Annotated in this window: 12 protein-coding genes; 5 read left to right on the top strand and 7 right to left on the bottom strand. The window is 52.0% G+C overall.

Going from position 1 to position 14,502, the window contains the following annotated elements; genetic code table 11:
• Positions 1-122 precede the first annotated feature (122 nt).
• Genes ACFSW5_RS02060 through ACFSW5_RS02050 form a run of 3 tightly spaced genes read left to right on the top strand, consistent with a single transcriptional unit; the run spans position 123 to position 3,428 of the window.
• Entirely contained in the window at positions 123-1,112 is a 990-nt protein-coding gene (locus ACFSW5_RS02060; protein WP_379269199.1) for a hypothetical protein, read from the top strand.
• 46 nt (positions 1,113-1,158) lie between these two features.
• Positions 1,159-2,454, top strand: a complete 1,296-nt coding sequence (locus tag ACFSW5_RS02055; RefSeq protein WP_379269197.1) for a hypothetical protein — start codon at positions 1,159-1,161, stop codon at positions 2,452-2,454.
• Positions 2,455-2,456: 2 nt separating this feature from the next.
• Positions 2,457-3,428 (top strand): NAD-dependent epimerase/dehydratase family protein, encoded by a 972-nt coding sequence (locus ACFSW5_RS02050; RefSeq protein WP_379269195.1) that lies wholly within the window; start codon positions 2,457-2,459, stop codon positions 3,426-3,428.
• 19 nt (positions 3,429-3,447) lie between these two features.
• Here ACFSW5_RS02050 and ACFSW5_RS02045 read toward each other — a convergent pair whose 3' ends face one another.
• Complete coding sequence (locus ACFSW5_RS02045) at positions 3,448-4,122, bottom strand: DUF1796 family putative cysteine peptidase (RefSeq protein ID WP_379269193.1); 675 nt, start codon at positions 4,120-4,122, stop codon at positions 3,448-3,450.
• 335 nt (positions 4,123-4,457) lie between these two features.
• On the opposite strand from ACFSW5_RS02045, the gene ACFSW5_RS02040 reads away from it, so the two are divergent.
• On the top strand, positions 4,458-5,384 hold the full coding sequence (locus tag ACFSW5_RS02040; RefSeq protein ID WP_379269191.1) for a hypothetical protein: 927 nt from the start codon (positions 4,458-4,460) through the stop codon (positions 5,382-5,384).
• A gap of 49 nt (positions 5,385-5,433) precedes the next feature.
• Here the strand turns inward: ACFSW5_RS02040 and ACFSW5_RS02035 are convergent, their stop codons facing one another.
• The 6 genes from ACFSW5_RS02035 to ACFSW5_RS02010 form a co-directional block, all read right to left on the bottom strand.
• Positions 5,434-6,537 carry a glycosyltransferase family 4 protein gene (locus tag ACFSW5_RS02035; RefSeq protein ID WP_379269189.1) on the bottom strand — a complete coding sequence of 368 codons (1,104 nt, stop codon included), beginning with the start codon at positions 6,535-6,537 and terminating at the stop codon, positions 5,434-5,436.
• Positions 6,534-7,652, bottom strand: a complete 1,119-nt coding sequence (rfbG, locus tag ACFSW5_RS02030) for a CDP-glucose 4,6-dehydratase (RefSeq protein ID WP_379269187.1) — start codon at positions 7,650-7,652, stop codon at positions 6,534-6,536. Before rfbG ends, ACFSW5_RS02035 begins: the two co-directional genes overlap by 4 nt.
• Positions 7,640-8,410: a glucose-1-phosphate cytidylyltransferase gene (gene rfbF, locus ACFSW5_RS02025; protein ID WP_379269184.1), complete on the bottom strand. Its 771-nt coding sequence runs from the start codon at positions 8,408-8,410 to the stop codon at positions 7,640-7,642. Before rfbF ends, rfbG begins: the two co-directional genes overlap by 13 nt.
• A gap of 129 nt (positions 8,411-8,539) precedes the next feature.
• Positions 8,540-10,645 (bottom strand): glycosyltransferase family 4 protein, encoded by a 2,106-nt coding sequence (locus ACFSW5_RS02020; protein WP_379269182.1) that lies wholly within the window; start codon positions 10,643-10,645, stop codon positions 8,540-8,542.
• On the bottom strand, positions 10,642-11,448 hold the full coding sequence (locus tag ACFSW5_RS02015; protein WP_379269180.1) for a hypothetical protein: 807 nt from the start codon (positions 11,446-11,448) through the stop codon (positions 10,642-10,644). Before ACFSW5_RS02015 ends, ACFSW5_RS02020 begins: the two co-directional genes overlap by 4 nt.
• Before the next feature lie 13 nt (positions 11,449-11,461).
• Entirely contained in the window at positions 11,462-12,388 is a 927-nt protein-coding gene (locus ACFSW5_RS02010; protein WP_379269178.1) for a hypothetical protein, read from the bottom strand.
• Between the two features lie 436 nt (positions 12,389-12,824).
• Here ACFSW5_RS02010 and arfA point away from each other — a divergent pair, with 436 nt between their 5' ends.
• Entirely contained in the window at positions 12,825-14,336 is a 1,512-nt protein-coding gene (gene arfA, locus ACFSW5_RS02005; protein ID WP_379269176.1) for an arabinosylfuranosidase ArfA, read from the top strand.
• Positions 14,337-14,502 lie beyond the last annotated feature (166 nt).

Here is a 14,502-nt window from a genome sequence, read left to right as displayed (position 1 = left end):
TTCATAAAGACATCAAGTAGTGATAGATATCCCTGGAGGCGAATGCCGAACGGCCCGCTTCAAGCGGATGCAAGGAGTTCGATCCGGAATTCGAGATGCCAGCATCAGACAGGAGGTTTCTTATGGTCATCGTAACCTCGACAACTGCCGCTCATTTGCCAAGATCGAAGCTTATGGCGAAGTCGGTCAAACAGCATATGCCGCAGTGTAAAGTGATTATAGGCTTGATGGAAGAAAATCTCCCCTATCCTCATTGGAATTTGGACTGCTGCGACGAAATTGTCCTTATTAAAAACACCGGTATTTATCCCAATTTTCATAAGTTTATTTTCCAATACAAAGCGGCCGAAGGCGCAGGAACGGGGAAGGCGCAAATTTTAAAATATGCCTGTCAAAAATACGAATCCGAAGAGATTTTTGTTTATCTCGATACCGATATGAAGGTTTACGGTCCGTTTGAAGAGCTGCAAGATATTTTCCGCGATCATTCGATCGTTATTACGCCGCATTTGATTCATTTTCCGGAGCCGCTCAGCCTTCAGCAAATCAAAAACATTAAATTCCACGGCATTTATAACGCCGGCTTCGTCGCGATCAAAAGAGATCAAGCCGCGATAAAGTTTCTGGATTGGTGGATTCGCCAAATCGAGCATCACGGCTATATCGATTCGGAGATTTTCGGCGATCAGTCGTGGATCGATTTTGTGCCTCCTTATTTCGATAACGTCTATATTTTGAGGCATCCCGGATACAATACCGCTTTTTGGAATTATCATGAAAGAACCGCATCGATTTCCGGGGATCAAATATTAATTGACGGATTGCCGCTGCGCTGCTTCCACTTCTCCCACTATAATTCGACTTTTGTTCACGTTATCCGGACGCTTCGGGAAGACCAGCAGAATTACTACAACAAGCTGAGAAACGATTACGCCAACGAACTGGGACAGATCGACATCGGTTATTTAAGCGGAACTCGCTGGAGCTACGATTGTTTTAGCAGCGGGGAACCGATTAAGGACCAGACCAGGGAAGTGTATCGCATGTTTCATCATACCAGGCCCGATATAAGCAATCCGTTTCTTCTGTCCAACAGTTTTTTTGGCCAATAATATTGCTTCACAGCTAAAACGATGGAATCGGAGGTTGGCGAACACTATGATAATCGTGACGGCCACGTCCTCGGGACATTTGCCTAGGGCGATGGTAATGGCGAAATCGGCAAAAACGCATATGCCCGACTGTAAAGTGATCGTCGGTTTAATGGAAAGGCATATCCCTTCCGAAGCCTTTTCGTATCCGTATTTTGACGAAATCGTTCTCTTTCAGGACTTGCATTTTTTCCCGAATTTCAACAAGTTTATATTTCAATATAGCGTTGTGGAAGCCGGAGGGGCGGGCAAGGCGCAAATTTTAAAATACGCATTCGAGAAGTATACGGAAGAGGAGCAGTTCGTTTATTTGGACACGGATATGAAGGTGCTGGGCCCTTTCGCCGAGATTTTCGATCTATTCCGGCATTACTCCATTATACTGACTCCCCATCTCATTCACTCGCCGGATCCTTTCGATCCGGGCTATTTAAAGACCGTCAAATATTACGGCATCAATAATGCCGGTTTTATTGGAGTGAAAAGAGACAATTCTTCGGCCGGATTTATCGATTGGTGGATTCGACGCATCGAACATGACGGTTATTTAAACGATGAACACTTCGGCGATCAAACCTGGATCGATCTGGTGCCTTCTTATTTCGACCGCGTGCACATTTTAAGACATCCGGGCTATAACTTCGCTTTTTGGAACTATCACCAACGAACGCTTAGTTTGGACGAAGAACAGCATTTTTTGGCGGAAGGCTTGCCGCTGCGCTGCGTTCATTTCTCTTGCTATAATACGCTCTACATGTCGTCAATGCATTATCTTCCGGAGCGGCAGCAGCAGCTGTTGATGCAGTTAAGAGACGAATACGAGGCGGAACTGAACGAAGAGGACAAAGCCATGCTTCACGGCCTCGAATGGAGCTATAACTGTTTTTATGACGGCACGACGATCGAGCGGGAGTCAAAGAAGGTTTACCGCACCCGCTATTTCAATGATCCGGCAATCGACGATCCGTTTGCGCTTTCGAACGATTTCTTTAAAACTTCGGATGAGCTCGATGAGGAACCGCATGAGGAGGCATTGGCAGACGGGCAGCAAGCAAGCCGAACGGCGGGCGCGAAGCGGCGGGCGGCTCGCAAAACGAGACGCGTCAGGGCAAAAAAGGCCAAAAAGCTGCGCTCGGCTGCCAAATCAGTAAAAACGGCCAAAAGAAGAAAAACATTAAAAAAATCAAAACGAACGGTTCCAAGAAAAAAGCTTCAAGCCAATAGGAAAACGAGGCGGCGGACGGCAGGACGGGTGTCGTTGAACGCGAGAGGCATGTGGGAAAGCAAAGTCAGCGGGGGTTAACTATGACTCATAAAGCGAAAATCGTCGTGACCGGCGTCAGCAGCTTCATCGGCTGCCATATTGCCGTGCATCTGGCTTCTCTTCACCATACGGTCGTCGGTACGATCAGCAACGGGAGAGACAGCTACTCCTCGATCCGAAGCGACAGGTTAAACGCCGCGGCTGCGGCGAACGTTCGGCTCGCGCAGCTCGATATAACCGACAGCAGCGCGTTGAAGCGGTTTGTCGAAACCGAAAAACCGGAAGTATGGGTTCACCATGCGGGTTACGTGAAAGATTATGAAGGCTTCAACTACGATCTTCGTAAGGGAAACGAAATCAACGTGCTGCCCTTGGCGCCGCTGTTCGAAGCGCTGTCCCTTAACGGCTGCAGGGGCGTTGTGGTGACGGGCACGCAATCGGAATACGGTAGCTCCGACTCGCCGCTTGGGGAAGACGAGGCTTGCTGGCCGAGCTCCGCCTACGGCTTATCCAAGCTGACCGAAACGATACGGGTCGGGCAGCTGGCGGCACAATACGGACTGCCTGCACGGATTGCGCGCATATTTATTCCTTTTGGTCCGCTGGACTCGCCGGCGAAGCTTCTCCCCAGCGTCATTGCTTCATTGGCGTCGGATCGGGCGGTAGCGCTGACCTCATGCGAGCAGCAAAGAGATTATTGCTATATTGACGATTTGGTAAAAGGCTACGAGCTTTTGATCGACGATCTGGATCGGGGGCCGCTGTTCGATATTTTTAATTTATGCTCGGGAACCGCCATCGCCTTAAAGGAATTGCTTTTCCGAATTGCCCGTATTCAAGGCGGAGACCTTAAGCTGCTTCAATTCGGACGGCTGCCCATGCGCGCAGGGGAAGCGATGGTTTGCTGCGGTTCGAACGCGAAAGCCCGGCAGGTGCTAGGATGGCAGCCGCGCTCATTGGAAGACGGACTGCGAAGCTATATTCGCCAGCTTCAAATTAAAGAGAAGCCGTAACGGCTTCTCTTTAGGCTGATTACGGTTTGAGCAGCGTGATTCCGCCAAGAAGCTGTCTCCAGACGTTGTAGTCTCCCCGCCAGTTACCAGGCGTTTCGGGTATAATGACGCAGCAGACGTTGTCCAGCTCCCATCCGGCGGGAGAAATGATCATCTCGGAAAGATTGGGCATCGTGTTAATCACCAGAAGGTTGAATTGTCCGCCCGTTACGGATGCGAGGGCCGATCTGAGCTCGACGGCATCTTCGTAGCTGGCGCTCATTCTCACGAACAGACAGGACCTGCTGTTTTGCAACCGGTCATAGAACCGGTTAATTCTCCTGTCTATTTTTACCCTGAATTCGGGATATCCGTCCGTCCAATCTTTGCCGGGAATAACCGGAAAATCATGACCCGACACGATGTTGTTAAGCTCATCCTTCAGCATGTAAGTATGGCTGATGACAAAATTGTCGTTATCGTCAATGGTGTTATGAAAGGCCGTTTCGACAATGGTCATGTTTTCTTTCAACATAAATTTGTCGAACCTGTTCCGAAGCAAACGGGCAACATCCTTCGCATCCGGACTTCCCATCCAATCGAAGGGACCCGAGAACGAGCGGAGGTTGTTCATCTTTAGCTGGAAGGCAGGCATGCATGCCGCACCTAAACTTATGACGTAATCGTAAGGTTGCTGAATCTCTTCCAATCTCATCGTTATATCAACTCCGGTTCCATAGATTTCATCTGATTATTATAGTAAATGCCTCCGGCTTCCTATTAGTTTGGACTTTATGAGCGGTCTATTAATCTATTTCATGCCGCCGATTCAATATAGGACGAAGGGGATGACATAAAATGGAGGTTTTCCTTTCCAGTGTGCGTTCGGGCAGCCGTAACCAAAAAAACAAGCGTCCTCGCAAGCTAAAAAGGAGAAAATCACGGCTTCGGAAAATATTTGCCACAAAAGCTAATAAAAGAAGACGGAAGCCGCGCGCCGGATCCGTTCGAAGCGCAAAAGCGTTGAAAAGGAGGAGCAAAGCCGGGACAATGCCGAATATGGGAGCGTTCGGTTCCGCTCCTGATGCTTACGATAAGCTCGTCGTTTGCTCGGTTACCTCCGCCGGACGTTTGCACCGCGCCAAGGTCATGGCGCGTTCGGTCAAAAAGTTCGAGCCGGAAGCAATCGTTTTTGTCTGCTTGGCGGAAGAGTCGTTTCCCCCGTCGGCGGAAAGTTCTTGCGTCGATCGCTGGGTGCTGGCCAAAGATTTGGGCATTCCGGACTTCTATTCCAATATGTTGAAATATCGCTGTTCCGAAGCCATTGCATCGGTAAAGGCTGCAGCTTTGCAGCATGCGATGAAGCAGTATCCGCAATGTTCCCAGTTTGTGTATCTCGATGACGATACGAAGGTGTATTATCGCCTCGAGGCGGCAAAAGAAGCGTTGCGCCAGCATCCGATCTGGCTCACGCCGCATATTTTGAACACCTCGAGGCATCAAGACGGCTTACAGCGCTTTGGGCTGTTTAATTCGGGGTTCATCGCAATCGCGCGATCGAAGCCGGCCGAGGAATTTCTGAAATGGTGGAACGGTAAACTGAGCGAAAACTGCTATAAGGATGAGCGCCGGTACGCCGGCCAGGGCTGGCTCGACTTCGCTCCGTTATACTTTGACGCCAAAACGCTGCGGCATCCCGGGTACAATATGGGAATGTGGAACATAGGCGAGACGGGCAGGGACGTTACGCATACGGAAAAAGGCATCTACTATTTGTACGAAAAGCCTCTCGTTGTTTTCCATTATGCGGGAATCGATACGGAGCTGTTTGCGAGCACGATGCGGGAGGCATATCCGGAAGGAGCGAACTTGTTATACCGGTTGGCGGAGGAATACCGCAGGGAGCTGGCGGAAGAGGGCGGGCAAGAGGCGTCGTCCGTTCCATGGAGTTATGATCTTTTAAAAGCCGAAAGTTGATAAGCGAATCGAAGCGGGTATCCGGCAACAGGGGATACCCGTTTTGATTTTACCGTTTCTTTTTCATGCCGGATTTTTCAGAACGGTTTCTTTTCGTACTGCCGCCGGCCCCTGTTTTTGGTTTGCGGCGGTGCGGCTTCTGAATGCCGGCGCCCTCTCCGGTTGTACGGACGCTGCGGGAGCTCTTCCGTTTATAGCTTTGAGAGAGACGATCGTACAGCTCCAAATACCGGCTTGCCATTATAGCCGTCGTAAACCGCTCTTCAACGAACTTCCTCAGCGTTTCCGGCGGAAAGAGTCCTTGTATGGAATGTACCTTCTGCGCCATTTCGCCGGCGCTGCCGCACAGAAGCTGGGGGAACGGCTCGAGGATTTCGGTTGCGGCCCCGTTCCTAAAAGCAAGGACAGGAGTTCCGCAAGCCATCGCTTCGATCATCACAAAACCGAAAGGCTCTTCCCATATGGAAGGAAACAAGACGCACTTCGCATGTTTGAGAAGATCCTGCTTGTATTGGCCGCCGACGGAGCCGACGTACCGAATGCCGCGATTGCGCTGGATGCGGGGTTTAATGACGGTGTCGAACAGCTCCTGGTCGTGAATCGGGCCGGCGATAACAAGCGGATCTCCGGTAAGGTCGGCGATGTCAAGCGCGTGTTCGATGCCTTTTTCTCTTATAATTCTTCCGATAAACAATAAATACGAATGTTTGTCGGCGCTAAATTGATAATGCTCGGGCCGGATTCCGTTATAAATAAAATCGCCTTTGTTATGCCCGATAATTTCCAATGCCCGCCGGCTGACATATACGGGATGATCCACGCCGTTATTGACAGGAAGGTGAAGGGTGCATACGACGGGAATGCCCGGCAGCTTCAGCCTGCCGACCGTTGAAGTGAACGTATGATCGTGTACGATGTCGACATTGGCGGGAAGCGTTCTTCGAACGAAACGGGCGATATCTTCCTCCGGCATATGAGACCCGGGATAAGGGATGAGGGTCCCGCTGCTGCTGCTGCCCGGAGGAGCGTAAACGACGATCTCGTGGCCTGCGGCCTTGAGCCCTTCCGACAGCTCGTGAATCATGCGTTCCGTGCCGCCGTCTTTGGCCGGCGGCACGGTTTCATGGCAGGGAGCGACGTGAACGATTCTCATAATGCGCCCTCTTCCCCCCTTAATTGCTCATATTCCTCGATTTGCTTCACGGTCAGGGCGGCCACGTCTTCCATGTTTTTGTACGCAAGCATCCACTCGGTAACCCGGGAGAGCGCCGTTTCGAGCGACCATCTCGGTTTCCAGCCGAGCATCGCTTTGGCTTTGGAGCAGTCCAATTTCAAGAAATTGGCTTCATGCAGTTTGTCTGCCTTATGAATGGTGTAGGCAGCCCCGTTCCCCCAATTGCGGCAAATGCTGCGAACGATCCATTCGACCGGCTTGACGTCGTTCTCGTCCGGACCGAAATTCCAGCTTTGCGCATAACGGGGTCCTTCCTCGTACAATCGTTGGGCCAGCAGCATATATCCGCTTAACGGCTCGAGTACGTGCTGCCAGGGACGAATCGCTTGAGGATTGCGGATCGTTATCACTTTATTGGCAAAAAGAGCGCGGAAACAATCCGGAATGAGGCGCTCTTCCGCCCAATCGCCGCCGCCGATTACATTTCCGGCCCGCGCGGTGGCAATCGCGACGCCGTGAGCGGAATAGGCTTCCTCCGGAAAGAAGGAGCTCCGATAAGCGGCCGTTATAAGCTCGGAGCACGCCTTGCTGTTGGAATAAGGATCATGGCCCCCGAGGGGCTCGTTTTCGCGATACCCCCATACCCATTCCTTGTTTTCGTAGCATTTGTCCGTCGTCACATTGACCAACGATTTGATCCTGCCGCCGGCTTCGTTCCACATCCGAACCGCTTCAAGCAAATATAGCGTTCCGAGCACGTTTGTTTCGTACGTATCGACCGGCCGGCGGTACGATTCGCGGACAAGCGGCTGGGCGGCCATATGAATGACGATGTCGGGATCGGCTTCCCTGACGGCTTGGGCAAGCTTGTTCTTGTCGCGTATATCTCCCGCGATCGAACGGATATGGTTGTGAATGTCGGTCAGCGTGTAAAGGTTCGGTTCGGTCAAGGTCTCCGTTTCCAGGGAGTAGCCGGTCACATTCGCTCCAAGTCGATGAAGCCATATGGATAGCCAGGATCCTTTGAATCCGGTATGCCCCGTTATGAAAACGTTTTTTCCTTTCCAGAACGAAGCCGACCTTATTTTTTCCATGGGGCGTTCCCTTCCTCCCATAGCTTTTCTAGATATAGCTTGTCGCGAAGCGTATCCATCGGCTGCCAGAAGCCTTGGAATCGGTAGGCCGCCAACTGGCTGTCCTTGGCCAGATTTTCCAGGGGATCTTTCTCAAATACGGTTTCATCGCCTTCCAGATACGAGAAGATTCCGGGCTCCAGCACGAAAAACCCTGCGTTAATCCAGCTAGCGTCGCCTTTAGGCTTCTCCTGGAACTTTCGGATCAGATCGTTGTCGTCGATTTGCAGCGCTCCGAACCGTCCTTCCGGCTGCACCGCGGTTAGCGTTGCCAGCTTGCCGTGCCGCTTATGGAAGCTGAGCAATTCGTGGATGTTAACGTCGGACAGTCCGTCCCCGTAGGTGAGCATGAAGGTCTCATTTCCGATATACGGGGCGATTCTTTTCAATCTGCCGCCGGTCTGCGTATGAAGGCCGGTATCGACGAGAGTGACTTTCCATGGCTCCGTAGTTCGCTCATGGACGATCGTTTTCCGATCGCCTGTAAAGTCGAAGGTAAGAGACGAGTGATTCCGATCATAGTTTCCAAAGTAGTCGATAATGGAGTGACGTTTGTATCCGAGGCATATGATGAATTCATTGAATCCATAGAAGGAGTAGATTCTCATAATATGCCATATTATCGGCTTTCCTCCGATCTCGACCATTGGCTTAGGCTTGGCGCGCGTTTCTTCGCTAATTCTCGTTCCTAATCCACCGGCAAGAATGACAACCTTCATAAAATAGCAACTCCTTAAGTTTTTGGATGAGAGGTTATTGGAAATGCCGTAAATAAGTGAAATTCTTAGACATTCTATGAATCTACTTCGTCGCCCGTCCCCGTTCCGGCGCGGACAGACGCTCAATTTTCAGAAATGGGCGGCGGAGCGTTTGCGGCTACGTTTCTTCTTTTGCTTTAATCGGCTTCCGATTAGGCGGACCGTTTTTTTCCGCCGTTTGGCTCTGCTTTTGGAAGTTGTTTTCTTCCCCGTTACGGCTAGCCTTGGAACGGAGGCGTGCAGTTTTCTTGCTACCGGCGAATAGAACGGAATAATGTCGCGGTACAGCTTTTCGTATTCTTCCGCCATTCGGCTGCTTGAAAAATGCTGCGCCACATAATCTCGCAAATCGCGCGGACGCGGCGGGATATCCCATATCGTTTTCACGAACATTTCGTCCGGCGAATGGCAAATCAGATCCGGAAAGCCGGCCAATACCTCCGGCACGGCTCCGTTCGCCAACGCCAATACGGGAGTGCCGCAAGCCATCGCCTCAATCATCGTCAGTCCGAACGGTTCCTCCCATAAGGATGGAAACAATAAATATTTGGCGTGCTTCAACAGACTTTGCTTCAAAGCTCCCCCGACCGCCCCGATATACTCGATATTCGGCAGGGACGTAATTTTCGGTTTGAGCTCTTTGTTGAAATATTCCAGATCTTTGATCGGTCCGGCGATCTTAAGCGGGAGGTTGGCTTTCTCGGCGACATAGATCGCATGGTGAACGCCTTTCTCCTTCATGATGCGGCCCATGAACAGCAAATAATCGCGCTTATCCTCGCTGTATTCGTATTCTTCTATATTGATCCCGTTATAGACGAAGCGTCCGTTATTTTGGCCGTGGACGCGCAGCGCATTCCGGCTTACATAGACCGGATTGAAGCCCTGATGCCTCACCGGAATATGGTGGCTGGTAATAACCGGTGTAGACAGAGCCGCCGTTTTCATGGACGAGGAGAACGTATGGTCGTGTATGATATCGATATCGTCCGGAAGCGTGGCGGCGACGAAGGCTCCGATATTTTTTTCCTTCAAATCCTTTGGATAAGGGATTAGATGAGCGCTGGAGCTGCTTCCCTGCGCGGCGTATAGATAGACGGTGTGCCCCAGCTTGACGAGTTCTTCCGTTAAATCGTAAACGACCTTTTCCGTGCCGCCTTGATTGAAGGGAGGCAGCGGGTAGGCGTTGGGAACGTTGGACACGACCTGAACGATTCGCAGACGGGATTTAGCCGTCGCATGCTTGTCGCCTGAAGACGCGCCTCCGGCGTCGCCGCTAACGGAAATGCGAGCTTGTTCGCGCGTCTCCTTCGAAATTTTCCTGCCGTTGTGATCGAAATCGTAGCTCCATTGTATCGCTTTATATTTGCGGGAGCGCTGCTTCCGGATATCCTGCATATAAGAAGAATAAAGCCTGTAGATGGCGCTTTTCCGATTCGGAACGAATTGACGCATAATGCCGGGCAGAGCGTTCTCGGCATGGGAAAAGTGAAAGATGCGCAGCGGCGCGCCGTCTACCCGAAAGCCCTTCTTTAAGCTCCCGGATATCGCTTTTCCCCGCTCGGACAAATTCCAGAACGCCACATTGTAGCCCGGATGGCGGAGCGAATGGACGGAGAAGAACGCCGGCGCAAGATTAAGCCAGTTCTGCTCAAAGAACAATCCGCTGGACTTATAAGCGTCGAAACCGAACCGGTCCACCCGGCTGGTCCACCAATCCAAAAAGCGGAACGTTTCTTCCGATCTTCGCAAAGCGATGAATCCGATATTGTAAACGCCGTGAAACAAGAAGCTTTCCTTCGCGTCATGAATTTCGTGCGGCGTCAGCACAATCGGATGCTCGTTCAGCGCGTCCATCGCCTCCGCCATAGGTCCGTACAGCTTCATGTCGGTATCGAGCATGATCAGGTCGCTCTCTTCCGGAAAGGAAGCGAACAGAAACCGGATGAAATGCGACTTCAGCGAATAGGCGGCCTCATGAATGCTGCGCTGCAGCATAAAGGCGTCAAAATCGGGCACTCCGATTTGCTTCGCCAAATAAACGTGATCGAACAACGGGCTTATGGCGTTGGCATGCATGTTTTTCTCGATCAGCAATAGGGCGACTTTAGCTTCGGGATGGTATTTTTTTACGGACATGGCCATTATTTTGGCTCGGAACAGATGGGATGCGGTCGTTACGGAACAGATGATCAAAGTACCGGCTCCTTTCCCGATAAGATGGCTGCACATTCTTCCGAGTAGCGCAGGGCGAGCTGATGGAAAGCCAAGCTGCCTGGAGCGTCTGTCTGCCGGTCGAGACGGACGTTCGCCTCGTCGAAACACGCCGTTTTGAGCGGCGAGCCGCCCGCGAAGAAATGGTCGTTCTCCACGCGGAGCATGCGCCTTTTCTCATGCGCATTCCATGCCGACAGATGATAGGCGGGATGTTTGAACAGATGCAGCCCGAACGGATCCATCGCCAGACTGAGCCATCGATGCTCGCTGTCCGCATGCCGCGAAGGACCGAAATAATCGGCCGACACACGACTCAGCCACCAGGCTGCGAATTTTCTCGTATGCTCGTTCGGGCGAAGCGCCAGCAATCCGGCGTTTACGGTTCCTTTCCGCAAACGTTCAATTTCTTCTTCAACGTTATCCTGCGGCTCCGAAATAAACGGAACGCCGACGATGTTCTTCCGTTCAAGCTCGTCAATCAGCTCGTCGATTGGAGCGTATATTCTCGATCGCGCATCCATATAAATAACCGGCTCATCGTGCGATTGCAGCAGCGAATGGACGAGATAAGCCTTGTAAGGCGATAAAGGGCCGAACTCATCGCCATTTTGCTTGACCGATATGAATACCGTCTCGTCGAAAAACGACGATTGACTGTAGGCCTTGATTTCTCCGATCAGGCAAAGAACGGTATAAGCGTCCGGGTAATGCCGTTTGATCGAGCCCGCTAACACTTCGGCGTTCGCGAGTTGGGCGCAGTTTGCCAATGTAGCGAAGATCATCGTTGACCACCTCTTATTTGCCCTGGGCTTTTTTGCGAATCGCGGCGGGAGAAGCGCTCTTTCTGCGTGTGGAGAAGCGGACTTTTCGCCGGCCGGATTTTTTGGCGGCGGGCCGCTTTTTGTTCGTTGCAGATTTGCGTTGTTTGCGCAGCGGCAGCCGCCTCCGTTTCCGAGCCGATTTCATTTTCCTTTTCCGCCGGTACGGGGAACGGTTCGAAGCGGTATGAGCAAGCTCCCATAACGGAATGCCTCCCTGGAAGGCGAGCTCTTCCGGGCGGGGAGCGGTAATTCCGAACTCTTCCAGCAGTGCGGCGTCATGAACATACGGGGATCCGCCTTCGTATCCGTCCTCGTGAAGAAGCTGGACGCGCGGTCTCCGCTTGACGGGAGCGGCGTCGAGAATCGCGATTTTGTCGGCGGGACTTTGCAGCAGCTTCGGCCAAATATAGCCAAGGGCGCTGCCGGTTGCCGACTTGGCGAAGGTCGGCAAACATTTGCGCAAAGCTTCAATCGAAAAAATCGGAGCGGACGCAAACACGAAAGGGGTGTACCGAAGCACATAGTCGATATGCTGGGCCGAGACCGGATTATGGGCATATTGCTTGAAAGCCGGATGGGCAAGCTGAAGCTTGTGTTCCGTAAACAGCCGGAACATCCGGTTAATTGCGGCCGTATCCGTGATCAGATTATCGTCCGGCAGCCAAATGGCCTTGTAGCCGTCCAGCGCTTTGCCCAGTTCGCCGAGCCATGCGCCGAGTCCGGGATATTTCGGGGCTTTTCGCTTCTCGTACCGGTCGCAGCCGGAAGCGTAGCGTCCATCCGCGTCCCCGCTATAGCTGACGAACAGGTCGAACTCCCGTGCCGACAAGTCGTTCATCCAAGTTTCGTGCAAGGAATGGTCGCTTGCATGCACGACGACCAGATAGCTTTTATTCGACATCGTCAATCTCCTCCTCCGTTAACTTATCGTCTCTTCTCTCTAGTTCAACCTGCCATATTAATTTATGCTAGATAGAAAACAATTCATGGACACGTATACCCTACCCGGAAAAATTGGCGTAAACCTAACGGTTTGCGGCCGGGACGAATAGATCGGCGGAACAAGGGCGGAGAGGGAGTGGACCGGAAATCCGCTGCCGGTTAATGGGTCAGCCATAGACAAGAGCCGTCCTCGCGGACGTTTCTTTTAACCCATTGCGCTCATCATCGCACCAATTATTCCTTGCTGGGTGACAGTCAAGGCGGAAAGAATTAATATATATATAAATTCTAAATTAGTTGTTGAAATATTTTTATAAATGAGGTTTAATGGAAGTGTGATTCGTTATGTTGTTAACTTGTTAACATTATTATTTACGAGAAGAGGCGATGCGGTGATGACAACGAACAAAGCTTCTATGATCATTGACAAAGACTTTCAAGTAGGAGAAGTCGACAAGCGCATTTACGGCTCCTTTATCGAGCATCTCGGACGCGCCGTATACGGCGGCATTTACGAGCCTGATCATCCGCAAGCGGACGACCAAGGTTTCCGGACCGACGTGCTGGAGCTTGTGAAAGCGCTTGACGTTCCGATTGTCCGTTATCCCGGAGGTAATTTTGTATCCGGTTACAATTGGGAAGACGGCGTAGGGCCGAAGGAACTGCGGCCGCGCAAGCTGGATCTGGCATGGCGCACGGTCGAGCCGAACTGGGTCGGGCTAAACGAATTTATGGATTGGTGCAAAAAAGCCGGCACGGAACCGATGATGGCCGTCAACCTGGGTACGCGCGGTCCCGACGAAGCGCGCAATCTGCTGGAATACGCCAACCATACGTCCGGCTCCTACTGGAGCGATCTGCGCATCAGCCACGGCTACAAAGAGCCGCATAAAATTAAAACGTGGTGCCTCGGCAACGAAATGGACGGACCGTGGCAGATGGGCAGCAAAACGGCTTACGAATACGGCCGAATCGCCAACGAAACGGCCAAGATGATGCGCTGGACCGATCCGACGGTCGAGCTTGTGGCCTGCGGCAGCTCAAGCATCCATATGAAAACGTATCCGGAATGGGAAGCTACCGTGCTCGATCTCGCTTACGAGAACGTGGACTATCTGTCGCTTCATCAGTATTACGGCAATCCGAAGGGCGATACCGCCAATTTCCTGGCCCAATCGCTCGGCATGGACAGCTTTATCAATACGATCATTTCCGTGTGCGACTACACGCAAGCGAAAAAACGCGGCAAGAAAAAAATCAATTTGTCCTTCGACGAATGGAACGTCTGGTTCCACTCCCACGAGCAGGACAAAAAGCTGGAGCCGTGGACGATCGCGCCGCCGCAGCTTGAAGATATTTACAATCATGAGGATGCGCTTGTCGTCGGCTGCATGCTGATCAGCCTGCTGAAGCGCGCCGACCGCGTGAAGATGGCTTGCCTGGCGCAGCTCGTCAACGTCATCGCTCCGATCATGACGGAGAACGGCGGGGCTGCCTGGAAGCAAACGATTTATTATCCTTACATGCACGCGAGCCTGTATGGCCGCGGAACCGTTCTCGTACCGCTCGTCAAATCGCCGAAGTACGATTCGGCCGACTTTACGGACGTTCCGTATCTGGAAGCGGTAGCCGTTCATAACGAAGAGCTCGGCGAAGTGACGATTTTTGCCGTGAACCGCCATCTGGAGGAGCCGATGCCGTTTGAGCTTGATTTGCGCAGCTTTGCGAATTGCAGCGTCATCGAGCATATCGTGCAGGAGAACGACGACCTGAAGGCCGTGAACACGGCGGCCGAACCGAACCGCGTGACGCCTCACAAAGGCGGCAACGCGGCGGTAACGGACGGCGGCAAGATCGAAGCGTCGCTGCCGAAGGCGTCGTGGAACGTTATTCGCGTTAAAGTGTAACGATTGTTGAAGCAACGGGGAGTCCGACAATCCGCGGAAGCGATTGCGCCGGACTCCTTGTTTTAAATAGGGCGACGAAACGTATCGTTCATTGACAAGGACGGCGAAGTCGTTTCCGTTTGAGTTATAATGGATGAATCGAGAGGATAGGAGAATAAGAAAGGAG

Origin of the sequence: Paenibacillus thailandensis (assembly GCF_042685365.1) — a bacterium.
GTDB classification, from domain to species: domain Bacteria; phylum Bacillota; class Bacilli; order Paenibacillales; family Paenibacillaceae; genus Paenibacillus_AP; species Paenibacillus_AP thailandensis.
This window is presented reverse-complemented; position numbering and strand designations above follow the sequence as displayed.

What these genes read in the sequence shown, in the direction of transcription:
- ACFSW5_RS02060 (WP_379269199.1), top strand. Translation starts at nt 123, where the DNA reads ATGGTCATCGTAACCTCGACAACTGCCGCTCATTTGCCAAGATCGAAG.
- ACFSW5_RS02055 (WP_379269197.1), top strand. Translation starts at nt 1,159, where the DNA reads ATGATAATCGTGACGGCCACGTCCTCGGGACATTTGCCTAGGGCGATG.
- ACFSW5_RS02050 (WP_379269195.1), top strand. Translation starts at nt 2,457, where the DNA reads ATGACTCATAAAGCGAAAATCGTCGTGACCGGCGTCAGCAGCTTCATC.
- ACFSW5_RS02045 (WP_379269193.1), bottom strand. Translation starts at nt 4,122, where the DNA reads ATGAGATTGGAAGAGATTCAGCAACCTTACGATTACGTCATAAGTTTA.
- ACFSW5_RS02040 (WP_379269191.1), top strand. Translation starts at nt 4,458, where the DNA reads ATGCCGAATATGGGAGCGTTCGGTTCCGCTCCTGATGCTTACGATAAG.
- ACFSW5_RS02035 (WP_379269189.1), bottom strand. Translation starts at nt 6,537, where the DNA reads ATGAGAATCGTTCACGTCGCTCCCTGCCATGAAACCGTGCCGCCGGCC.
- rfbG (WP_379269187.1), bottom strand. Translation starts at nt 7,652, where the DNA reads ATGGAAAAAATAAGGTCGGCTTCGTTCTGGAAAGGAAAAAACGTTTTC.
- rfbF (WP_379269184.1), bottom strand. Translation starts at nt 8,410, where the DNA reads ATGAAGGTTGTCATTCTTGCCGGTGGATTAGGAACGAGAATTAGCGAA.
- ACFSW5_RS02015 (WP_379269180.1), bottom strand. Translation starts at nt 11,448, where the DNA reads ATGATCTTCGCTACATTGGCAAACTGCGCCCAACTCGCGAACGCCGAA.
- ACFSW5_RS02010 (WP_379269178.1), bottom strand. Translation starts at nt 12,388, where the DNA reads ATGTCGAATAAAAGCTATCTGGTCGTCGTGCATGCAAGCGACCATTCC.
- arfA (WP_379269176.1), top strand. Translation starts at nt 12,825, where the DNA reads ATGACAACGAACAAAGCTTCTATGATCATTGACAAAGACTTTCAAGTA.